This is a genomic window from Paenibacillus sp. FSL R5-192, from assembly GCF_000517845.1.
Taxonomy (GTDB): domain Bacteria; phylum Bacillota; class Bacilli; order Paenibacillales; family Paenibacillaceae; genus Paenibacillus; species Paenibacillus amylolyticus.
Genome location: NZ_ASPR01000012.1, coordinates 336,913 through 360,424, shown reverse-complemented (window position 1 = coordinate 360,424; position 23,512 = coordinate 336,913). Strand labels below are relative to the sequence as shown.

The window sequence follows — 23,512 nt, the reverse complement described above, 5'->3', positions numbered from 1 at the left end:
CAAAAAAATCTGGGGATAACAGCGATCGGAAGGTTGTTCTGTCATCGGAGTGTGCAGTGTAAATATTCTTTAGTTCAATTTATATAACAATCTACGAACAAAAAAAGTCCTTCCTCCTTCATATAGACGGGATTCAGGACATTTTGTTGCCTATTTGTTTTCAAATCTTTGCTCAACTTGAGTATAACGAACAATACGTTTGCTCGAATCGTCCAGCCTCCAAGTCAGACTTGCGAATGAAAAATTGCAGTTCCCCGCAATCCCACCATTGGAAACCAATAGCATCATGTGTATCTATCTTCAACAGCAGTAGCGTATCGGATAGTTCCTGCCATGTCCGATCCTCATCACCGCCGTAATGTTTGGTCAGCTTCTTCTCACACTCCTGCTCATTATAATCGTACTCTTCTCCCAGTGCGATCTGTAACAAGGCACGATGCTCGGCATCCGGATGCTGCCCGTCAGGATATCCAAACATCCCACCCCAATTCAGCGTACTTGGATGATTCCAACTCGACTCGAATTCAAGGTAACGGTCATACAGACTCACTTCCGCTTCGGCCTCATCGGTCTCAAGCAGAGAAGGCGAGAGCTCATTCAGCGCGTTGGCGTCAATATATGCATATGTAGGAAACTCAAGATTAGGCAGCACAGTCACCGAATGTGCAACAAACGGTGCTCCATCCAGCGCGGTATCACCTTCAGGCTCTCGCCTTATGAGGTTATGAGAACTTGGCTCAAAAATCACACGATGTTCAATGGGACAAGCAGATTCATCCTTGCCAACGAAAAAGTATAACATTCCACGTTCAGGCAAAGTCCCGCGCCCATCATTCGGCGTATACGGCGACAAATCCACCAGGTTCAGTTGGGCCAGGAAAGTCATTGGAACTCCTTCTTGTGTTACGGGCCATTCCATGCGACTTGGCAAATCCGGATGTCCACCCACACGTGAGTTTCCTGTTCTGCGATATTCGTCCAGTGTGGATACATCGAGGCGAATTCCCCAGCGGCTTGAGGACAACAGCAGATCGGCAGCAACTCCCAAACCATATTCCTCAAGTGTTTTACGGGCTTTTCTGGTCAGACGTTCACATTGTTCTGGCTTAATCATATAGATCCTCCCCTTTTGACAATACACCTATGCTGAGACATATTCAGGTTCACACCTGTATATTCTTCCGCCCGGACGTCTTTCCCTGCTTCTAGCAAAAAAAGAGACTGACATCCCCTGTCAGTCTACTTCTTCATCCTATATTCCATTTAACGATTTGGATCAGAAGACTTTTCCTGGTAAGCACGCATATGCTCCTCACCGTCCAGGAATTCATGGGCCTGATGGGCTGCCATCACACCATGATAGCTGATATCCAGACCCAGATCTTCCTCTTCTTCTGTCGAACGTACAGGCACAATTTTGCCAATCAACTTCAGCCCGATCCAGGTCATGGCGAATCCCCAGATGACCAAGGCTGTAAGGCCAAGTGCCTGAACACCCAGCAACCTCCAGCCGCCGCCCATAAATAATCCACCATCCGTGGCAAACAGACCTACAGCAATCGTGCCCCACATTCCTGATGCGGCATGCACCGGGAAAGCACCAACCGGATCATCAATCTGTCGACGGTCCAGCCAGTTAGTGGCAGCCATCATCAACAAGCCGGACACTGCCCCAATAAATATCGCTGCTACATCACCAACAAAAGCACAGCCTGCCGTAATACCGACCAGTCCAGCAAGCGAACCGTTAATGACCGAGGGTGCATCTGAACGATTGAAGCGGAATAACGTATACAGCAACGTAACCGCACCACCCGAAGCCGCAGATAACATCGTGACAATCGCAATGTGACCAATTCTTACATCCGTCGCGCTGAGTGTACTACCAGCATTAAAGCCAAACCAACCGAACCATAACAGAAATGCACCTACAGATGCCAGTGGCAGATTGCTTGGGAGTGCAATGGCACTTACGCCAAGTGGCGTGTACTTCCCTTTACGCGGGCCAATGATAATCGCAGCAGCCAGTGCTGAGAATCCGCCGAGCGCATGGATGACAGCCGAACCGGCAAAGTCCTGCATCCCCAGCTGACTAAGCCAGCCGCCGCCCCATGCCCAGTGTCCACCAATCGGATAAATGATCGCCGTCATCAATATGATATACAAAAGATAAGCACGGAAGTTGATCCGCTCGGCCACCGCTCCCGAAACGATGGAAATAACGGCAATGGTAAAGGCCGCCTGGAACAACCAGAATGTCTCCAGAGATACCGGCACGTCCAGGTGAGACAAATCCCCATTCAGGAAAAATCCCGTTACTCCCGCAAAACCGCCTACGTCCGAACCATACATCAGTCCAAAACCGATGGCATAGAACAGCAACGTTCCAATCGTAATGTCAGCAAATACCTTCATAATAATGTTCACACTATTTTTATAACGCACAAAGCCAGCCTCGAGCAGGGCGAATCCACCCTCCATCAATAAAATCATCGCTGCACTCAATACGACCCAGACCGTATCAATCCCGGTGCTTAACGTCTCCAAAGTCATGCTTGTACATCCTCCGTTTCACTAAGCTGTCTGAGCTCACGGATTGTATCGGGCGCAAGCTCAATCTCGTCCCGCTCAATGCTGTCCGGATGCTTAATTCGTTCTGCAATCTGGTCCAGATCACGTATGCGTCTGCGAATCTGTTCCATCTTGCGAAAACGTTCCTTCACCTGAACCATATATTCCACCGCCTGATGATGGGATGCGGGGCGTCCCGCAAACCATTTGCGTACAGGCGACAACGATTGATAAGCAACCTCTTCCGCTCGACGCTTTTGTTCGAACTGTTCGATCTTTTTCTTGAGCGTTTCGATCTCATTTTCTTTTTTGACCTTCAGCCGTTCGATAAGGTACAATAAATCGGACGATGATATTTGCAATGCTGTATGGTGATACACCTCGTCGATTACTAACATATCATGTCAGGACTCCTTACATATCAAGTTACTTGTACCGATTATAGTTTGCCGGGGTCTGCCCGTCAATCTTTTTTTGGACTTGGGATGGATTTAAATGAACCGTTCATGGAGAACGGCTTTTTTTATTTGCCACGAATTACATCTAACAAAGGATAATGTTGCCTAGATTCGCATTCACTCTTTCCATTCTCAATGCTTATAGAATAAGCATCCACATTTGGGGTAATGAACATACACAGACTACCCGCATCATAGAACCTGTATATAAGGAGAGGATTCCACAATGTTTACTCGTAATGACAATATACGCAACCAAATCTGGGAAGCAGTCTCGGGACTCGAAGAAGAACAATTGAACCGAAAACCTTCACCCCAACAATGGAGTATTATGCAAGTACTACGACATCTGAATCTGATGGAAAATGTAATTGGAAAACAAGCCCGCCTGGCCCTCGAAAAGGAACAGACGGTGTCTGTGGACAAAAAACCATATGAACTATCGTTGGACCGCAGCCGCTCCGTCGAGGCACCACCCCATCTTCAGCCTCCAGCAGCACCTGAAGCACTTGCAGACGTACGCAGTGATCTGGACGAATCTCACCAAGCTTTAAACAACTTTGCATTGGATCATGATCCTGACCTGCTGCGTAGCAAGTCCTTTCCTCATCCCGTATTTGGTGAGATGGATCTAACCCAATGGATTGACTTTACAAGTTATCATGAGGAACGTCATCTAGGACAGATCCAAGAGATTAAACAGCAGCTTGGCGTATAAACACAACCTCCTTTTTCACATAGCGAAAAATATAGTCGAACGACAAAAAAACCTCCAATCCTATTAATTTAGGTTGGAGGTTTTCAGTGTTCTTATGTTACGAATAAGAACGACACTTATATTTTTTTGCCCAAAATCGCCAGATCTCTATTCACACCATCCAGCACGGCCACTTCGGGATAATATCCCCACTGTTCAAAACCATGTTTGCGCAATAACCCCAGACTCGGTTCGTTATGTCCGAAGACAAATCCAAGAATGGTCGTAATTCCAAGTGCAGGACACGCCGCAAATACCGTTTCGAGCAAACGTCCACCAGCCCCAATTCCGCGACATTGCTGATCCACGTATACACTGACTTCCACCGTTCCGTTATATGCAGGGCGCCCATAGAACGAGCTGATACTTGCCCAAGCTACCACCTGCCCTGCCTGCTTCATCACCCAAAGCGGACGATGTTCCGGTGTATGTTCCTCGAACCAAGGCAAACGTTGCTCCACCGTCACTGGCTCCAAATCCGCTGTTGCCATACGGCCCTCAATAGTAGAATTATAAATCTCCACAATCCTCGGCAAGTCCTCCAGGCGCGCATATTCAATCTGCACATCTTCCAGTTTCATCGCTATTCCTCCATCATTCCAGATCAAACCTCTAATTATAGAAGATATTATAACGGAGAAGAGAAGTCTTCGTCATCCCTAACATTCTGACAGAGAAATCTGTAAATGTTTAAGTAAACATTTACACGACAACGGAGAGGACAGAACCAATCAGAAGAAGCGAAGCTAAAAGCTTTCTGCAAGAAAGCTACTTCGGAAGCATACACTGCGCCTTTATCCCCGGATTTGCCCCTTTATATAAGGGAATCAATAAAATCTGGGGATAACAGCGATCCGAAGATGGTTCTGACCGCGTAGTAGTCCAGTGTAAATTCAATGCTTTAACTTATATATAGCATTACTCTGGAAGTCCCTGAATTGTGTTCCCACGAGTTAACTGCTGACTCTGGTCTGCCCAACGAATGTTAATTGAGCGAGATGTGAACAGATCCGGGCCGTCCGAAACCTGGAAATGCAGATGAGCTTCACTGGAGTTCCCCGAATTACCAAGCTCACCGATAGGGTCTCCCTGCTTGAGCTTATCTCCTTTTTTGACCGAAACACTGCCTTTCTTGATGTGTCCTGTGATGCTGTATTCACTGTTGCCATGGTCGATTACCACATAGTTACCGGCCGGTTCTTCCGGATTCATGACACCCGGCACATTGTCCGGTATATCGTTCTTGATATCGACGACAGTACCATCGGCAGCTGCATAGAGTGGTTCACCAAAAGCATAATAGTTTTCGTTTGCCGTTGCATCACCTTGATAACTGGATTGTTCTTTGGTCCGAACGATATCCAGTGCATAACGCTGCGTTTCGTGCTCATAATGATAGTTTGACAAGGCATCATTGCCTCCCCAGAATACGTACCATTCCCCCTTCATCGGCAATTGAAATTCCGTTTTGGAGAATTTGGCATCCGTGTCCTCATGAGCTTGCAGCGGTTGGATCGAGAGACCTTCAATTTGATTTTCTTCGGAAAAATAGGCTCGAATTCCTTTCGTCCCAGTCTGATCCTTCCAGGCCACCTCAGATATTTGATTCATTTTGGCGTCTACCACTTGCTCCCATGATTCAACACCCTCCAAAAAAGGATCGGCCGTCGTTTTGAACTGTTCAAGCGTTAACGTCCCCTTCAATTCGGGAGAGAATTGATTATAGATTGCATCCTTTGAACCGTTCATCAGCGTATCTATGAAATTGTCCGGTGTAACCACCGCGCTCACCTCTGAACTTGAGTTCTGCTCCTGATTGGAGTTCTCGCTCGCTTCATTATTGGACGCCTGTTCGGCTGACTGTAGCTCCGCCTCGTCGGAAGTAATCGAGTTGCTGTTGCCACAAGCAGACAATATCACGCAAGCTCCAAGGGTAATCACAAGCACCTTCCAGCCCCTTTTATTCTGTAATTTCGAATGTGTATGTTGCTCTGATTTCAGATGATCTTCTCTGTTCATTCTCAACATCCCTTCTGCTAGGACGTGTCTCAAAACTCGCTGAAGTGCATCTTTTACCGCCTTTTCGCCCCCTGCTACGTCAATTTCCCTTGACGTGCCCCGGCACGCCTGCGGAAAACTTCCTTGCTTGGAACGAAAATTCGGCAAAATCTGCTTCCTTCAGAGTTTTTAGACACGCCCTGATCGTTATACTTTCCAGTTAAGTGTACAGAATGAGTCTTATCCTTCGTCTAACCCCATCTTACATGTAGTTAAACTTGCAACGCCTTTTGAGGCTGTATAATTAAGATTCCGTTAAGATAGCTCATACGTTATACAGCCCTCTTGGATGGTATGATTAGCAATACACACAACGGAAGGATCAGGAGGTCAATTTTAAACTATGGATAACGTCTCATTACTGCTTGTGGATGATGAACAGGCTATTCTGCATATGCTCAAAACCGTTCTGCTCAAAGAGCAGTTTCTCGATATTGATACCGTTACAACAGGCGAAGCTGCCATGGAGGCATGCAACAACAAGACGTATCATTGCATCGTGCTCGACATCATGCTTCCTGGCAAAAGCGGACTGGAAATCTGTCCTTTTCTACGGCAGGTCACCGATGCGCCTATCCTGTTTCTAACGGCCAAAACAACCGATTATGACAAATTAACCGGATTCGCCGTTGGTGGCGACGATTATGTCGCCAAACCCTTTAATCCGCTGGAAGTCGTTGCTCGAATTAAATCATTACTGAAGCGTTATTTACCATCTAAAACCGCAGCGATCTCGAATCACGTCCCATCTAACGTAAATACGTCATCTCCCAGCACATCGGAAGGCGTGTACGACTTTGGACGGTTTCAAGTGCTGGAGTGGGCTGGTGAACTTCGTGTTGAAGGTGAGTCCGTATCTTGTCCGGCACTTGTGTTCCAACTGTTACTCTTTTTCTGCAAACATCCCAATCGAATCTTCACCAAATCAGATCTATATGAGCGGGTCTGGGGCTCGGAAGCCATTAGTGATGACAATACTGTGATGGTTCATATTCACCGCATTCGGGAGCGCATTGAAGCCGATCCTTCCAATCCGGTGTTTCTTGTTAACGTCCGGGGTCTGGGGTACAAACTGATTCAGCCGGAACATGTGTCACGCCCATGAGTATTCGTCGCAGGTTAATGACCCGGTTTATCGGGATGCTTGCCGGTGCAGTCGTTCTTATCATCCTGCTTGGGTCTGTAGCCACTTACTGGGTCGTGCAAAAGGTAAATGAAGTGAATCTGGTAGATGATTTTGCTGCCAATGGTCTGGACCAATTGATTAGTACAGCAGAAATCATGCCGGATGATACGATCCGATATGACCCCGAATTGCTAAAGCAAGTGGATAAATATCAAGGCTGGCTCCAAGTTTTGGATGAACAAGGTTACGCCATTGATGAATACCACACACCCGCCGATGTTCCTACTCACTATAAACCGGGGGAATTGATTGCATACTGGGAAGGCCAGAAGCCTTTTCCTTATCAGATCGTCATGCTGATCCGGGAGAAAAACGGGAAGAACTTCACCTTGTTATATGGCGAGAGTAACCCGGCCAAGTCCTTAATGAATAACATTCGTTCAGACCTTGCTTTCACCAACGGGAAGCTTAATCTTCAGCCCGACCAACAGGAGGCCCTCCGTGCCGCCAATGCTTATCTTCAAGTATTGGACGCATCAGGAAGCGAACTCTCCTCCTATAACAAACCAGCCATGGGCGTACCAAGCGAATACACCATTCAGGAACTGGTTCTGCAAATTCGCTATCCGAGTCGATCAGGTATGTCTGTTGCAACGTGGTACGACGAACAGAATGAAACCACCTGGCTGATTAGCATACCTGGTGATCCATTGACGACCGGAACTCAAAACCCCTACAGTTTTATTCTGGAACCGGCATTGGTTGTATTGATCGTGTCTATCATCATGCTGCTCATTTTGCTTGCCTTCTGGTATGCCAACCGATTTGGCTCACCCATGCTGCATATGCTCCAATGGTTACAACGTCTGGAGCGAGGACATTACGAGGAACCTGCCGGAGCCTCTGGAGTGCCTCGCAGTCAGCGTCGTAACGGAAAATGGAAACGAAAATACAACGTGTATGCTGAAGTGCTTCGCTCCATGCAGGCCCTGTCTCACACTTTGAAGCAAGATGAAGAACTTCGGAAACAGACCGATTCTCTGCGGGAGGAGTGGATCGCTGGCATAACACATGACCTGAAGACACCCCTCTCCTCCATTCAGGGATATGCTCATATGCTTGAGGCGGATAAGTATAGCTGGACCGCGGAGGAAGTCAGGGAATTCGCAGGCATAATGCTCGATAAGTCCATGTATATGGACAGGCTTGTCAACGACCTTGCCATGACCTATCGATTACGCAGTGGTGGATATCAACCTGCAGTGGAAGAGACTGACGTAAATACGTTGCTCCGTGATCTGGTCCAGCGCGCTGAACGGAATCCGGCATATGGAGAAGGTCGCATCCTATTCCAACCTTCTGAAGTGCCTGTGTATGGACTTGTCCATATTCCGTCGTTTGAACGAATTGTGGATAATCTGACCGCCAATGCCCTTCTTCATAATCCGCCCGAGTCCATCCTGGTTGTCAGTGTGCATTCAGGTAAGCAAGCAGATGAATTCAGCATTCAGTTTGCCGATAATGGAAGAGGCATGGACTCCGAGATGGTATGGAAGTTATTTGAACGATACTATCGCGGTACAGATACAGGTACATCGGACGTTGGATCAGGGCTGGGCATGGCGGTAACCAAAGGTTTGATCGAAGCCATGAATGGTCGTATTGAGGTACAGTCCACCCCTGGTGAAGGAACGATCATTCGCTTAATATGGGATGGGCCGTCCGAAACCAATTAAAATGTTCCGCTTGACCTTTCCATTTTCAGTCTATATAATCGACACTCAATAACACCTGTTCCAATATATTAATATTGAATGCAACACATTTCAGAATAATTTGAATGAGTTGACCTAACATATTTGGCGATGACCAGAGACATGATTTCGTTTGCGTGCTGCCCAGAGAGAGAGGGGATTGGTGAAACCTTCTTCAGCGAACGGACCGGAATTACCCCTCTGCAGCCGTGACCTCGAACCTCAGCATTTCGAACTTCCCTCGGATGTTTGGCATGCTGCCAGTAGAGTTCACCGCCTGATCCCCGATAACGGATTCCAATGAGGGTTATGATGTTTTCTGTTCCGGCGGCTGGCCGAGAGCAGGGTGCACCATAACCAAAATTAGGGTGGAACCACGAGCCAAGCGCACTCGTCCCTTTTCCGGGACGGGTGTTTTTTGCGCTTTCATTTTAAGAAATGGAGAGTGGTTCACATGAGCAAACAAGAAAACAGTAACTCAGTAAGCAACAAATCAGGTAACGAAATAAACAACCAAGCAAATGATCTTCAACCATCCAGTCATTCCATTGAGGTCCATCTGCAAGGTGGCGCGATACGTTCTTACGAAGCAGGCATCACTGTAGGTGCGGTTGCCTCATCTATCAGCACAAGTCTTGGGAAACAGGCTATCGGCGGTATTGTAGATGGTCAAAATGTCGATCTCGATTGGGTGCTCCAGCAAGATTGCGAACTTGTTATCGTTACTTTAGAAAGTGCGGAAGGTCTGTATCGTTATCGTCACAGCGCAGCACATGTGCTCGCACAGGCACTCAAACGCATCTACGGTGCAGAACAAGTGAAACTGGGTATCGGCCCAGTCATTGAAGATGGATTCTATTACGATGTTGATCTGGATCATGCCTTGTCCATCAGTGATTTGGCTGCCATTGAACGGGAAATGAACAAAATTATTCAGGAAAATGAAAAGATCAGTCGGCGGGTCGTTAGCCGGGAAGAAGCCCTCCGTATCTTCGGAGAAATCCAGGACCCCTACAAGCTTGAACTCATTCAGGATTTGCCAGAGGACGCCGAGCTTTCGATCTATGATCAAGGAGAGTTCTTCGATCTGTGTCGCGGTCCCCATCTTCCATCCACTGGTCGGATCAAAGCGTTCAAGCTGTTGAATGTAGCTGGTGCGTACTGGCGGGGGAACTCGGATAATAAGATGTTGCAACGCATCTACGGCACTGCTTTCCCGAACAAAGCCCAACTGGATGAACATCTGCACATGCTCGAAGAAGCGAAGAAACGGGATCACCGTAAACTTGGCAAAGAGCTTGAACTGTTCATGTTCTCCGAAGAAGCGCCCGGCATGCCCTTTTATCTACCCAAAGGCATGACTGTTCGCACTGAACTGGAGCAATTCTCGCGTGAGCTGCAATTACAGGAAGGTTATCAGGAAGTTCGGACTCCTCTCATGATGAACAACCGGCTGTGGGAGCAATCCGGCCATTGGGAGCATTACAAGGACAACATGTATTTCTCGGAAGTGGACGATGCCACTTTTGCACTGAAACCGATGAACTGTCCTGGACACATGCTGATCTTCAAAAACACACTTCATTCCTATCGCGAATTACCCATTCGCATGATGGAATTTGGTCAGGTTCACCGCCATGAATTCTCAGGTGCCCTGAACGGTATGATGCGTGTGCGGACATTCTGCCAGGATGATGCCCATCTCTACGTCATGCCAGAGCAGATCGAAGACGAGATCAATCAGGCGATCTCACTGATCGGACGTATGTACGACATCTTTGGGTTCGAATATAAGATTGAATTGTCCACTCGCCCGGAAGATTCCATGGGATCGGAAGAACTGTGGGATCAAGCTGAAAGAGCTTTGCAAAATGTTCTGGATCGTCGGGGCGTGGAGTATCGCATTAACGAAGGGGACGGTGCCTTTTATGGACCGAAAATTGACTTTCATATCCTTGATGCGCTGAAGCGCAGCTGGCAGTGCGGAACAATCCAGCTTGATTTTCAAATGCCGGAGAAGTTCGACCTCACTTACATTGGCGAAGATAGTCTGAAACACCGTCCTGTCGTGATCCATCGTGCCATCTACGGTTCCATCGATCGTTTCATCGGCATCCTGACTGAACACTATGCAGGAGCATTTCCACTCTGGCTCGCACCTGTACAAGTGAAGCTGCTGCCTGTATCAGATCATTACGCAGACTATGCGCTCCAAGTACAGAGCGAGCTCCGGGCTGCGGGCATTCGGGTAGAAACAGATCTTCGCAGCGAGAAGCTCGGATACAAAATCCGTGAAGCCCAGATGGAAAAAGTGCCTTATTCGCTCGTACTTGGTGAGAATGAGAAAAATGCCTCATCCGCCTCTGTCCGTGCACACGGTCAGGGAGATCAAGGCATTCAACGTATTGAAGCTGTTATTGAAATGATTCAACAAGCTGTAAAAGCAAAAGTATAAAAGATGTAACGACTCTTTTCATGGGTCACTCATCAGCTTGTGCTGAATTACAACTTCTCGTCATCTCTTAGCCCCACCTGTTCTTCGCTCCACGTCCAGAAACGCTCAGCTGAAGCATCGTCAACGGCATGTGCCTTCAGCTGCTGCTCTTTCTGTTGATAGAAGTAACGACCGGTGATGCCGACGACTTCAGGGCTTGTGGCCAGATAAACAGCCGTTCGCGCCCCTTCTTCAGGGGACAGAAAGAATGGAAGTTTACCTGCAAACGCCATAATGCGTGTGCCAAATCCGGTATTGCGATCTACGCCAATACTCGTTCCCACCGCACCAGGGTGTAGACAGTTCACTGTGACAGACGTACCTGACAGTTTGCTAGCCAGTGCACGAGTGAACAGCACGTTCGCCAGTTTGGATTGAGCATAACTTTTGATCGGATTATAACCTTTGTGCAGATGTGGATCTTCGAAGTGGATTTTGCCGGCCTTGTAGGCACCTGACGAAACGTTCACAACCCGTCCCTGCTTCGCAGCTTTCAGAGGTTCTATCAAAAGTAAGGTCAGCAGGAAATGTCCCAGATGGTTAATACCGATACTTTGTTCGAACCCGTCTGAGGTTTCCTTCCGCTTAACCATCACTACCCCCGCATTATTAACCAGAACGTCAAGGTGATCATGACGCTCGCGGAATGTGCCGGCAAACTGGCGTATACTTTCGAGTGAACCCAGGTCACACAGTATCAATTCAATCGCAGAAGAACCGGACTGACGCACAGCTTCCTGAAGAGCCTCCTGTCCGCGCTTCTCACTGCGGCATGCCATAATTACGCGATATCCTTGCCTTGCAAGTTCAATGGTGGTTGCCAACCCCATACCTGAGTTAGCTCCTGTTACAATTGCTGTCTGATTGGACATGAGGTACTTCCCTTCTGAACCTGAGGTTCCGAAATTAGAGGCGCGACGACGGACAATATGAGATAATGATAGGATCACATCTCGGTTTCCATGGGAGGACAAGTATGCTGACCAAAGAAGATTTTAAAAAAGTTAAAAAACAAGCCAAACTTGAAATCGCACTACTCGAACAGGATTATCAGGAAATCTTGCAGAACGTTGATTCTACGCTGTATGAAAAATACGGTATTTTGGACAAAGAAGAAACACGTGACTTCACCCGAAAACGCAAAAACCGAAGATATGCTTCACTGGTCATCGAACTATGCGCCATTATTGAACAAATGTTACATCAACTGTATAGAGACGTATATCAGAAAAAGTTTAATTCGACCCAGCTGATGAAAACTCCTGCCTACCGTGCACGCTCCAATATGGAGATTATTCAGTCCGAACTGAGTAAAGAGTTTATTGCTCTGGAACCCGAAAAAGAAAACTTCGCTGAAGCCCTTAGTCTGGTGTTTCAGACGAGGAACAAACTTGTTCATGATAATTTCTCATTTGTCACCATCGTTAAGGACGGCAGTAATGAAGAAGAAACGTTCGAAGCACTGCTCCATACCGTTAAAAAATATAGAAAACACTTGAAATATAATCGCCCTGAATAACAACAATCATCGCTAAAAAATATAAGGAGGTGTACCGGACTACGGTCCGAATAACCATGAGCCATCCAACAACTTCGATTACTGTGCTAAATCTTCAGATTCCCACACCTTCCGGGAACAGCCCCATATTCCCCGTCATGCTTCGTGATGTAGATGGCGTTACCTTGGTGGATACAGGCATGATCGGACAATTTGCAGAACTTCAATCCGCATTGGAACAAGAGGGCGTACAGCTCTCGGACGTCAAACGTGTGATTATTACTCATCAGGACATCGATCATATCGGTAACGTGGGTGCTCTGCTGGATGCCATCCCTGATCTGGAAATCTGGGCACATGCCGATGAGATTCCATATCTAACCGGTGAGAAGCCTTTGATCAAATTCACACCTGAACGTCGTGCTCTGCTGCCCGCGCCCGTTTTGGCACTGGCAGATCAACTGCTCTTGCAGTTGCCTGAAGTGAACATTAGCAGAACGCTGGCAGACGGGGACATATTACCCCTTCAAGGTGGTACACAGGTCATTCATACACCGGGACATACGCCAGGCCATATCTGCCTGTATTTCGGGGAGCAACAGTTCCTGCTCGCTGCCGATGAACTTCGTGTGGTTGATGATGAACTGGTTGGCCCTGCACCACAAGCGACACCGGACATGCCTGAAGCGCTGCGAAGCCTGAAGAAACTGACCGACCTTAAGCTCAATAAGGTTCTCTGTTATCACGGTGGAGAGTACATGAATGATCCGGCTCAGCGTATTGCCACACTTGCGGAGAGCGCAGAATAGTAAAGAACGCGGACTTGTGAGTATTTTTGGAATGACACAAGCATCCTGTTAACGTTGTTTCTCTTCGTGCGGCATTGTGCGTTGTAGCTCATTCAAGATTAGGATGACACATACATTACAATAAAGGAGCTGTCCCATAAGTCATGAATTTGACGGGGACAGCTCCTTTAATTAATTAACCACGCATTTCTACTACTGCACTGGAGTTGACCGTATGGTAGCACCTATTGCGCACGGTATGCACGCAGTATCTTATATTACACCTGGCATCTGCACAGTATCTTTCCCCTTAACCCCGACTCAACTCTCCGGAGTAAGTACAATCAGCTTGTCATCTCCATCTCGTGGTGATCCCCGTCCATCCCGATTGTTCGTAAGCACATACAACTTCCCGTCCTCACCAGCACTCACATTGCGAATCCGGCCCCATTCATCTTCGAAGATGGGTTCCACCTTCTCCACCTGTGTGCCATCTTCCGAAAGAGTGACCTTCAGCAGCTGCTCTCCACGCAGATTTGCAGCAATCATTGATCCAGCCCAAGGTCCTTCTTCTACAAAAGCTACACCAGACGGCGCCCATGTATCGTTCCCACTATGTGCAAGCGGAGCCTGATATGCGCCATTGTCATCGTCGTCTCCCTCCACCTCGGGCCAGCCATAATTCTCACCAGCTACAATCCGGTTAATCTCATCATGATTCCGCTGACCATGCTCGGTAGAATAGAGGTAACCGTTGTCCGGATTCCATGCCAGTCCCTGTGCGTTACGGTGTCCCATACTGTATACAGGTGAATTCGGCCATGGGTTGTCTGCCGGGATCGATCCATCGAGACCTATCCGCAATATTTTACCTCCAAGGCTATCTTCGTTCTGTGACAATTCCGGTTCATAACGTTCACCTGTCGTGATATAGAGCAACTTGTCCGGGCCAATTTTGATCCGCCCACCGTTATGATTTGTTCCGCCTGGAATGTTACCAAGCAACTCTTGATCTATGACCGCTTTGCCATCATTCACCTTGAGACGTAACACTCGATTCGCAATGTCGTCGCCTTCCAGGTAGGAGTGGTATGCATACAAATAACCGTTATCCTCGAAGTCCGGATCAGCTGCAAGACCCAACAGACCTCCCTCACCTTCTTCATTAAATGGGGCTGAGAATTCAATCAGTGGTTCAGGGGCTAGTTTTCCATCCTCAATGGCCCGAATCGCACCAGGGCGTTCCGTTACAAACATCCGACCATCAGGCACACTCACAATCTCCCATGGTGCATTCAATCCTTCAACCAGTACGGAAGCCTGATACGGAATAACCGTCTCTCCCTGCGCTCCACTCTCATTTCCACTTGCACCGGTATTGCCTCCGTTGGCCGTCTGTCCCTGACCTGTTCCCTGTCCCTGAGACGTCTGCTCTGTTCCTCCCGTAGAAGGTTCGCCTGAAGAACATGACGCGGTTAACAGTGCCACACTTAATAATGAAGCATACAGCGGAACGGTTACTCGATTATTCATGATTACATCTCCCTTCGTATTTCGTTCTTCTGTATAAAATAAATAAGCCAAGCTTCAACGTATTGTTAACTTATTGTTCGCTATAGTTGTGGTGTTATTATTCATCTGTAAAGCGGTTTCGCCCTGTATTACCCTTCATACCAACCACTTAAACCGAGAATTCAAGGGATTTCGAGGACATGAAATCACTGCGGTTTGGAATTCCATCATAATCTTTTATAATAGAAGGATAGTATGAATGGAAAGGTGGACAACTACACTTATGAATCAAAACCCTTTATCTCGTCTTGAAGCCAATCTGTCCGGGCAAGGATTGGACGCCATGCTGATCACAGATCCAAAACATATCTACTATTTAACTGGATTTGCGAGCAATCCGCATGAACGCTTCCTAGGTCTGGTTCTCGCACGCGGCGAAGAGCCCCTGTTGATTGTACCTGCGCTCGATGCTGAAGCTGCCGCAGCCGCTTCTTCGGTATCCAACATTGCCACTCACACGGATACGGATAATCCATACGCTTTGTTTGATCGTTATCAGGGGCGCTTGGGCCGAGTTGGTCTCGAGAAAGAATACGTGACGGTCGCACGTTATGAGCAGCTGACCGCCGCGCTAGGTGCTGCCAGCTTTGAAGATGTTGGCCCCCTGCTTCGCACATTACGTGTGAAAAAAACACCGGATGAGGTAGCCCGCATTCGCCACGCCATTTATCTGATTGAAGAAACATTGCGTCAAGGACTCTCTCATGTTCGCACAGGTGTAACCGAGATCGAACTTGTCGCCGAGATGGAGTATCAGATGAAAAAGCTGGGTGCCGACGGCCCTTCCTTTGATACCATGGTGCTCACGGGACCCAAAACAGGTCTGCCACACGGTACACCCGGTGAACGGAAACTGCAACATGGTGACCTGTTGATGTTTGATATGGGTGTGTATGCTGGAGGATATGCCTCGGATATCACACGTACATTCGCCTTTGGTGACATCTCACCTGAACTCAAAACCATCTATAACACTGTACTCGCAGCGAACGAAGCTGCTATCCAAATCGTGAAACCAGGCATCACCTGCGCCGAAGTGGATCGTGCAGCACGCCAGGTCACGGAAGAAGCGGGATACGGCGAGCGCTTTATGCATAGAGTAGGCCATGGATTGGGTATCGACGTACATGAGTATCCTTCTCTCCATGGAGAGAATATGGACATCCTGAATGAAGGTACCGTATTCACGATTGAACCGGGCATCTATACCGCAGCAGGCGGCGTCCGTATCGAAGATGATGTAATTGTGACCGAGACGGGTATCGAAGTTCTGACGACATATCCAAAAGAACTGCAAATCCTTAGCGACTAATCCAATTGGATCTATGTCAAAACAGCCCATATACATCAATGCTCAGCCGATATTATGCATCATGAACTAAACTGCACGAAACTGTGCTGAACTGTATCTTCAAAATAATATACTCTTTTCGCGTACGCCTCAGGCCTGTATACAGAAAAAGTAGCAAGTACACACGCGAACACAAAAATCCCGCAAATCCATGAATATCATGGGTTGCGGGATTTTAATTAATACAAAGCATATCCTAAATTACTCCGTCTGCATTCTACGTAATTTTATTCCTGCTCACTCATTTACCATTAGTCAAACTCATGCGTAATATCCTGCCAAGACTCCAGCTGTGGCAGCTGTTGCTTCCCCCAGTAATCCAGAAACCATTGAATAATCCCAGTCGTATCTGTTGTTCTGCAGCTGTAATGTCGGAAACCGTCCTCGCCTTCCTGCAAACGAATCTCCGCCACCATCTGCCCTGGTTCCTCAAGCGCAGCAGCCTGCATATACATACTTCCCTCCACCAGCTCCGAAGGTTGAAGTACTACGAATTCCTGCAATTCCAGATTGGAGATCAACTCCACCAATAACGAAGCATTAATGTTATCATTCTCGTAGGTTGTGCCATTGCTTTCCAGTGTATAACGCAGTGTAGAGTACATGTGCGATTCCCCTTTGTATGAAATGATCATTCCTATTGATACACGCTCATAACGACAGGTCGTTTATATTATAACTTTTTCATAAAAATGTAAAAAGGATTTTTCTTGTTTCGGGTCTTTTCTATGAAAAAAACCCTTGCAGAGTCCGAATTACAATTGACCGCGCAGAGGTTTTTTTTAAGTGATACTCTTTGAATATTGTCTAAGCTTCATCCTTAAACTTAAAGCTACGTGCAGCATACAGAAATGGCGTTCCGACCGCAGTTAATACAAATTTGATAACATACGTAGTCAGGAAGATTTCCAGCCAAACATCCCAAGGGTAGATGAACGCAAACGCGATCGTGCAGAACACCAGTGTATCCACAAATGAACTGATGATCGAACTACCGTTGGTGCGTATCCACAACTGATTGCGCCCTGGGGCCACCTTGCGCAGCCAAGAGTACAATCGAACATCCAGGAACTGGCTTATGAAGTATGCCGTCAGACTTCCGAGTGCCAAACGTGGCAGCAGTCCAAACAGCTTCGCCATAGATTCCTGTGCAAAGTCCGTTGGTGCCGGTTCAAAGAACAACACCATCTGCATCAGAACCGTTGTCATGATGAGCGTGAAAAACCCGAACCATACGGCTTTGCGTGCCTCACCTGGTCCATATTTCTCATTAAGAAGGTCACTGGTCAGGTACATGCTGACATACATCGTGTTACCAAGCGTCAGCACAATTCCCATGATATCTATCGTTTTGGTCACCTGAATGTTGGCTATAACCGTAGCCACACCAATCCAGGCATAGAGACCTTTTTTACCGAACAAGCGGTAACACAACAGGAAAAATCCATAAGTTACGAGAACAAAAACTGCTCCCCACCCTAAGTTAAACATAAATACATACACTGCCTTCCTAGTTTTGATTACGCGGGATGGTTACGAACCGCGGTTTGGCTCAGGGCCAAAACATGAATACTCTATCACATTTCTCGTCCCATGAACAGAACTAAATAACTCCAAGCGTGCCTGAGTGACTACGACCCCTTCTATATTCCTCCCGCTTCCCTCTCGACCATACTAGTTTTTCCTACCTCTATTCCCCTTGCACCATGTATAGAAAAAGAAGACCCCTTCACCACTGTGCACAGCATAGTTTGATTGCCGCAAAAAAACCGCCCTCCGGATTCCACCGAAGGACGGCTTTTCTTACTTGATTTGTAGACGGCTCTAGTTATCTTAATGTGAGCTTCTATCTAATCCATTTTGTATTAAGCCTGAGCCGCAGAATCCAGCTCACGGCTCTGATCGTTAAACGTGTCCCGATCGTTTTCCTTCAAAATTCTGCTCGTCACGAGTCCTGATGTCATCGACCCGTTCACGTTAAGCGCTGTACGACCCATGTCGATCAGCGGCTCCACGGAAATGAGCAGTCCAACCAGAGCCACAGGCAGATTCATGGTGGACAATACGATTAGGGAAGCGAAGGTTGCCCCGCCGCCAACGCCAGCCACACCAAACGAACTGATCATGACTACGAGGATCAGAGTCACAATGAAGTCCCAGCTCAGCGGGTCGATGCCGACCGTCGGAGCAATCATCACCGCCAGCATGGCCGGATAGATCCCGGCGCAGCCGTTTTGCCCAATCGTAGCCCCAAAGCTTGCAGACAGGTTCGCAATGCCGTCCGATACGCCGAGTTTCTTCGTCTGTGTCTCCACATTCAGCGGGATCGCCGCTGCACTTGAACGGGATGTAAAGGCAAATACCAGTGTTGGTAGCACCTTCTTTAAATACGTAACCGGGTTGAAGCCGGACAGCGAGATAATGATCAGATGAATAATAAACATCACGATGAGGGCCACGTAGGACGCAATGACGAATTTGATGAGCTTTAATATCTCTTCCGCATTGGTTGTCGCCGTTACCTTTGTAATCAGTGCTAAAATCCCGTAAGGCGTAAGCCTCAGCACCAGTGTAACAATTCGCATAACCACCGCATATACCGCATTAACCATACCGCGGAACGTCTCCGCCTGCTGAGGTTTTTTGCGATCCAGTCCAAGAACGGCTACACCGATAAACGCGGAGAAGATAACCACCGCCAGTGTGGATGTACGACGTTCTCCTGTCATATCTGCAAATGGATTCGAAGGAATGAATTCCAGCACTTGCTGCGGGATGGTCTGATCCTTCACATCAACAAGCCGTTCCTCCACCTTCTGAATCTGCGCATTCTCCCGGTCTCCTCCTTGAATCTCAATGGAAGTCAGGTTAAAGCCAAGGCTCGTTACAATGCTGACACCTGCGGCAATCGCTGTGGTGATCAACAGAATGGCAATAATGGAAACACTCATCTTGCCGAGATTTTGTTTGCCCTTCAGATTCATAATGGCAGAAATGATCGACACCATGATCAATGGGATCACGACCATTTGTAACAAACGAACATATCCTGAACCGACCAGATTGAACCAATCGACTGATTTCGTAACTACATCAGAACCTGATGTGTACACCAATTGGAGAATAACCCCGTAAACAACCCCCAGTCCCAGACCCGCAAATACGCGTTTCGTAAAGGAGATATGCTTTTTCTGCATCCAGTAGAGGACGCCAAGTAAGGCAAGTATAACCACTACATTCAATATGACTAGAAAAGTATCCATTTCTTTAAATCCTCCTCAGGCATGTGTGTAACCGGAACATATCCAGTTTTCTCTTCTATCTTTTGTACTTCCGACAAAGACATTTTACAATATAACATATAACAAACTATTCTGGTAGGTATTAATTGATATTATGTAATATGCATGTAACAGATTCATCTATTTCTGAAAAAAATACACTAAATCGTGAAAATTGTTCTATTCAACCTCCGGTTAATTTTGTAATATAGGTATATCCGCTTATTCCCAAGTTTTCTCAATGTTCAATTTAGGTCTTTCTTCATTGGTAGATAGGTCTTAGGATTACGGAAAAGCGACAATGTTAATGAACTTGACGTGAAAGGATGATCATATGTTTCGTAATCGCACCGTTGCCGGTAAAATCAGAGGCACTTTGTTCCTCGTTCTGCTGGTTGCTTCCCTGTTGTTCAGTATTAGTTTTTACGCCGTATCGATGAATATTATTCAAAGCTACGTGCTACCGCAGTTTGACAAAGTCCTAAACACGTCCATTCAGGATATATACAAGAATACTTCAGCATCCAAAATCCTGCAGGTACAGAGTGGCGGAGCCGGTTCTGAAGGTGCTGCCATGACCGTGGAATCGTACCTGGCAGATAAAGCAAAAGAACATAATCTGGATGCAGCTTACGTTGTTGCTATTCAAGATGGCTCAGCCAAAGTGGTTGTGGCAAACTCTTCCTCAAACATGAAAGCCCAGGATGAGATTAGTGTAGAACCTGCAATGAATGCAGCTATTGAGAACAAAGAAATGGTAATCAGTGAGGTCTACTCCGATTCCTTTGGTGTACATAAAGCAGCCTTTATCCCCATTGCAGGAAGTAACATGATTATGGCTGTGAGCATGGATGCCCAGTTCATTCAAGACAAGATTACTCAGATTTTCTGGTTGTGTCTTGGGATTACAGCATTAGTGTTTGTGCTCGGCTGGCTTATCTCCACTAGTATGATCAAAAGAGTTACCAAACCAATCATCAAGCTCGTCCAACATAGTAAACAAATATCCCAGGGTGATCTAACCGCTGAACTAGAGATCAAAGGTAAAGATGAAATTGCCCAACTTGCCGCAAGCTTCCAGACGATGACGCATAACCTGAAAGAAATGATTAGCCGTGCCTTGTCCACGTCCAATGAAGTTGTATCAGGCTCCAATGACCTGCTTCAGCGGGTTGAATCGATGTCCGGTATGGTTCGAAACTCCAGCCGCTCTGCAGAAGATGCAGAAAAAGGCAGCATCAGCATTGCGTCAAGCGCATCCGAGAACGCCAGAGCTATGGAAGAAATTACGCAAGGTATCATGCATATTGCTTCTTCTTCCGCTGAAGTGTCTGACCAGATTGGTGAAGCAGCCAACGAGGCAGTTAACGGTAACCGACTGGCTCAGAATGCCATTGAGCAGATGGAGCGTGTAGGCCAGACAGCAAGCGAATCGTTGCGTTATGTGGAAACTATGAATGAACGTTCGGTAGCCATCGGCACCATTGTTGCTTCCATTTTTGAGATCACCAAACAGATTAACATGCTGTCACTCAATGCCTCCATCGAAGCAGCACGTGCCGGAGAGCATGGCCGCGGATTCGCTGTTGTTGCTGGAGAAGTTCGCAAACTTGCCGAGCAATCCAAGACAGCCACGGAAGAAATATCGGATTATCTGGGTACCATTCGTGAAGATGCTGAACGTTCGGTTGATGCCATGAACCGTGTAACCCAGGAGATTGGTTCAGGCACAACGGTCGTTCAACAAGCAGGCTCAGCCTTCCAGCAACTGAATGAATTGATTCAGAACGTGAATCTGACCATTCAGACAGTCTCGGCTTCTACACAACAAGTATCTGCTGGTGCTGAAGAAGTGAGTGCATCCGTTGAAGAAACGGCACAGATTACGACCAAATCCCGTGAGAGCATGTTACAGATTGCTTCAACAGCAGATCTGCAGCTCAGCGAGATGGATTCACATTCGAATACAGTTCGTCACCTGCATGAACAAGCTGTAGAGCTGCAATCCGCTATGAAAAATTTCAAAATAAACTAACAGGTTAACCATTAACCTATCATCACCTGTTTTAAACCTCATTTAATCATAGGATATACAATACCCCCATGTCGCTAACATTCCGTTTCTAGAGAACGGTTTGTCGGACATGGGGGTATTGTTGTTTCACTCAGGTGCCTGAACACCCATAATCTCGTACACACGCTTCATATCCAATGCCGAACGCAACGATTCAGCTACCCGATCGAACTCCATCTCCTTACGCTCATGCGCACTATACGTCTCCTGAAGTGGAGCCAGTCCCTTTCCTGCACGCAAGGCATTCAGCCAAGAACGTCGGAATTGATCACTTTCAAACAAACCATGCAGGTAGGTTCCCCACACCCTGCCATCTACTGAGCCCCAGCCTTCTTGGAAAGGTTGATCTCCTGGATGTGAGATTTCAAACAACGCGGTTACACGTTCAGGCTCGTGGCACTCCGTAACGCCCATATGAATCTCATATCCGTTAATGGGTAATGAAGCATCTGCTACATCTCGCTCACCATACAGACGAAGCGGGTGATCAGGCTGCACCCGTCCGGAAGCTCTGACGGTCTGCTTTTCCTGAAGAAATGTTGTCGATAGCGGGAGCCAGCCAAGTCCTTTTGCTTCCTGGATCTGATTCGCCTCCACAGCAAACGGGTCCTTCAGATGACGTCCCAGCATCTGGTATCCGCCACATATTCCTACCAGCTGAACATGCTCACGCTCGGTCTGACTGGCAATCGCCTGCTCCAGCCCAGACTCACGCAGAAATGCCAGGTCACCTATGGTATCCTTTGTACCCGGTAGAAGAATGGCATCCGGACTGCCCAATTCCTCTGGCGAGGTCACGTACCGTACATTCACATCCGGTTCACGGGAAAGTGCGTCAAAGTCTGTAAAGTTGGAAATTCGCGGATATCGGATCACCACCAGATCCAGCTCGGTTTTGCCGGATTTCCCATGACGCATGGAGTCCAGTACCACCGAATCCTCTGCTTCAATCTGAATATCTCTTATGTAAGGCAATACACCTAATACTGGAATGCCTGTCCGTTCTTCGAGCCAGTCGAGTCCCGGCTGCAACAGGGACAGATCACCGCGGAACTTGTTGATAATGAACCCTTTGACTCGCACCACTTCATGGGGTTCCAGCAACTCCAGCGTACCTACAATGGAAGCAAACACTCCGCCCCGATCAATATCGGAGATCAGAATCACCGGCGCATCGGCCCAGCCTGCCAGATTCATGTTGACGATATCTCGGTCCTTCAGATTGATCTCGGCCGGACTGCCCGCTCCTTCCATCAGCACCACATCATAGGTATCCCGCAACCGATTCAGCGCATCCATCACCGTCTGCTTTGCTTCAGGCAGGAAATGCTGACGGTAGTCCGATGCACTCATCTGGGCAAAAGGTACACCATGTACCACGATCTGCGAATGCATGTCCCGTACGGGCTTAATCAGGATCGGGTTCATGTCGGTTGTCGCCTCAATACCACAGGCTTCAGCTTGTGCCCCCTGAGCCCGACCAATCTCCTTGCCATCTTCCGTCACATAGGAATTCAGTGCCATATTCTGTGACTTGAACGGAGCAGGCTTGAAGCCATCCTGCTTAAAAATCCGGCACAATGCCGTTGTGATGACACTTTTGCCCACATCGGAAGCCGTTCCTTGCAGCATCAGTACCGCCGCTGGTTGTGATGGCCTATCTTCCACGCTCTCTCCCCCTGTCTCCATGTTATATCCAGATCACCTTACTCCCAACCTCATGCGTAACA

General features: G+C 47.5%; 19 protein-coding genes. 8 read left to right on the top strand and 11 right to left on the bottom strand.

Features of this window, described 5'->3' with window-relative positions:
* Positions 1–172 precede the first annotated feature (172 nt).
* From C161_RS07605 to C161_RS07595, 3 genes are all read right to left on the bottom strand, one after another.
* Positions 173–1,114: a DUF1963 domain-containing protein gene (locus C161_RS07605; protein WP_036669159.1), complete on the bottom strand. Its 942-nt coding sequence runs from the start codon at positions 1,112–1,114 to the stop codon at positions 173–175.
* A 149-nt stretch (positions 1,115–1,263) separates the two neighbouring features.
* The gene (locus C161_RS07600) at positions 1,264–2,553 is read right to left on the bottom strand and encodes an ammonium transporter (protein WP_036610695.1); all 1,290 of its coding nucleotides are present in this window, start codon (positions 2,551–2,553) and stop codon (positions 1,264–1,266) included.
* The gene (locus C161_RS07595; RefSeq protein ID WP_036669157.1) at positions 2,550–2,969 is read right to left on the bottom strand and encodes a hypothetical protein; all 420 of its coding nucleotides are present in this window, start codon (positions 2,967–2,969) and stop codon (positions 2,550–2,552) included. Before C161_RS07595 ends, C161_RS07600 begins: the two co-directional genes overlap by 4 nt.
* A 286-nt stretch (positions 2,970–3,255) precedes the next feature.
* Between C161_RS07595 and C161_RS07590 the strand changes: the two genes are divergently transcribed.
* Positions 3,256–3,747: a DinB family protein gene (locus C161_RS07590; protein ID WP_036669156.1), complete on the top strand. Its 492-nt coding sequence runs from the start codon at positions 3,256–3,258 to the stop codon at positions 3,745–3,747.
* Between the two features lie 116 nt (positions 3,748–3,863).
* Here C161_RS07590 and C161_RS07585 read toward each other — a convergent pair whose 3' ends face one another.
* Complete coding sequence (locus C161_RS07585; RefSeq protein ID WP_036669154.1) at positions 3,864–4,367, bottom strand: GNAT family N-acetyltransferase; 504 nt, start codon at positions 4,365–4,367, stop codon at positions 3,864–3,866.
* 337 nt (positions 4,368–4,704) lie between these two features.
* Positions 4,705–5,805 (bottom strand): peptidoglycan DD-metalloendopeptidase family protein, encoded by a 1,101-nt coding sequence (locus C161_RS07580; protein WP_051449633.1) that lies wholly within the window; start codon positions 5,803–5,805, stop codon positions 4,705–4,707.
* A 382-nt stretch (positions 5,806–6,187) separates the two neighbouring features.
* Between C161_RS07580 and C161_RS07575 the strand changes: the two genes are divergently transcribed.
* The 3 genes from C161_RS07575 (at position 6,188) to thrS (ending at position 11,179) form a co-directional block, all read left to right on the top strand.
* Complete coding sequence (locus C161_RS07575; RefSeq protein WP_036669152.1) at positions 6,188–6,949, top strand: response regulator transcription factor; 762 nt, start codon at positions 6,188–6,190, stop codon at positions 6,947–6,949.
* Entirely contained in the window at positions 6,946–8,706 is a 1,761-nt protein-coding gene (locus C161_RS07570) for a sensor histidine kinase (RefSeq protein ID WP_036669151.1), read from the top strand. The genes C161_RS07575 and C161_RS07570 overlap by 4 nt, the downstream gene beginning before the upstream one ends.
* 472 nt (positions 8,707–9,178) lie before the next feature.
* Positions 9,179–11,179: a threonine--tRNA ligase gene (gene thrS / locus C161_RS07565; RefSeq protein ID WP_235193758.1), complete on the top strand. Its 2,001-nt coding sequence runs from the start codon at positions 9,179–9,181 to the stop codon at positions 11,177–11,179.
* A gap of 47 nt (positions 11,180–11,226) precedes the next feature.
* Here thrS and C161_RS07560 read toward each other — a convergent pair whose 3' ends face one another.
* The gene (locus C161_RS07560) at positions 11,227–12,090 is read right to left on the bottom strand and encodes an SDR family oxidoreductase (RefSeq protein WP_036669149.1); all 864 of its coding nucleotides are present in this window, start codon (positions 12,088–12,090) and stop codon (positions 11,227–11,229) included.
* A 104-nt stretch (positions 12,091–12,194) separates the two neighbouring features.
* On the opposite strand from C161_RS07560, the gene C161_RS07555 reads away from it, so the two are divergent.
* Positions 12,195–12,737: a hypothetical protein gene (locus C161_RS07555; protein ID WP_036669147.1), complete on the top strand. Its 543-nt coding sequence runs from the start codon at positions 12,195–12,197 to the stop codon at positions 12,735–12,737.
* Between the two features lie 56 nt (positions 12,738–12,793).
* Positions 12,794–13,525: an MBL fold metallo-hydrolase gene (locus C161_RS07550; protein ID WP_051449631.1), complete on the top strand. Its 732-nt coding sequence runs from the start codon at positions 12,794–12,796 to the stop codon at positions 13,523–13,525.
* A 300-nt stretch (positions 13,526–13,825) separates the two neighbouring features.
* On the opposite strand, the gene C161_RS07545 is transcribed toward C161_RS07550, so the two are convergent.
* Positions 13,826–15,037, bottom strand: coding sequence for a PQQ-dependent sugar dehydrogenase (locus tag C161_RS07545; protein WP_036669142.1), 1,212 nt, complete (start codon positions 15,035–15,037; stop codon positions 13,826–13,828).
* Between the two features lie 262 nt (positions 15,038–15,299).
* Here C161_RS07545 and C161_RS07540 point away from each other — a divergent pair, with 262 nt between their 5' ends.
* Positions 15,300–16,388 (top strand): M24 family metallopeptidase, encoded by a 1,089-nt coding sequence (locus C161_RS07540; RefSeq protein ID WP_036669140.1) that lies wholly within the window; start codon positions 15,300–15,302, stop codon positions 16,386–16,388.
* Between the two features lie 290 nt (positions 16,389–16,678).
* Here C161_RS07540 and C161_RS07535 read toward each other — a convergent pair whose 3' ends face one another.
* From C161_RS07535 to C161_RS07525, 3 genes are all read right to left on the bottom strand, one after another.
* Entirely contained in the window at positions 16,679–17,032 is a 354-nt protein-coding gene (locus tag C161_RS07535; RefSeq protein WP_036669139.1) for a hypothetical protein, read from the bottom strand.
* Between the two features lie 202 nt (positions 17,033–17,234).
* Positions 17,235–17,918 (bottom strand): queuosine precursor transporter, encoded by a 684-nt coding sequence (locus C161_RS07530; RefSeq protein WP_036669137.1) that lies wholly within the window; start codon positions 17,916–17,918, stop codon positions 17,235–17,237.
* Positions 17,919–18,292: 374 nt separating this feature from the next.
* Positions 18,293–19,690, bottom strand: coding sequence for an L-cystine transporter (locus C161_RS07525; RefSeq protein ID WP_036669135.1), 1,398 nt, complete (start codon positions 19,688–19,690; stop codon positions 18,293–18,295).
* A gap of 352 nt (positions 19,691–20,042) precedes the next feature.
* On the opposite strand from C161_RS07525, the gene C161_RS07520 reads away from it, so the two are divergent.
* A complete protein-coding gene (locus C161_RS07520) occupies positions 20,043–21,743 on the top strand; it encodes a methyl-accepting chemotaxis protein (protein ID WP_036669134.1) in 1,701 nt (566 codons plus the stop codon).
* A 126-nt stretch (positions 21,744–21,869) separates the two neighbouring features.
* Here C161_RS07520 and C161_RS07515 read toward each other — a convergent pair whose 3' ends face one another.
* On the bottom strand, positions 21,870–23,471 hold the full coding sequence (locus tag C161_RS07515; RefSeq protein ID WP_051449630.1) for a cobyric acid synthase: 1,602 nt from the start codon (positions 23,469–23,471) through the stop codon (positions 21,870–21,872).
* Positions 23,472–23,512 lie beyond the last annotated feature (41 nt).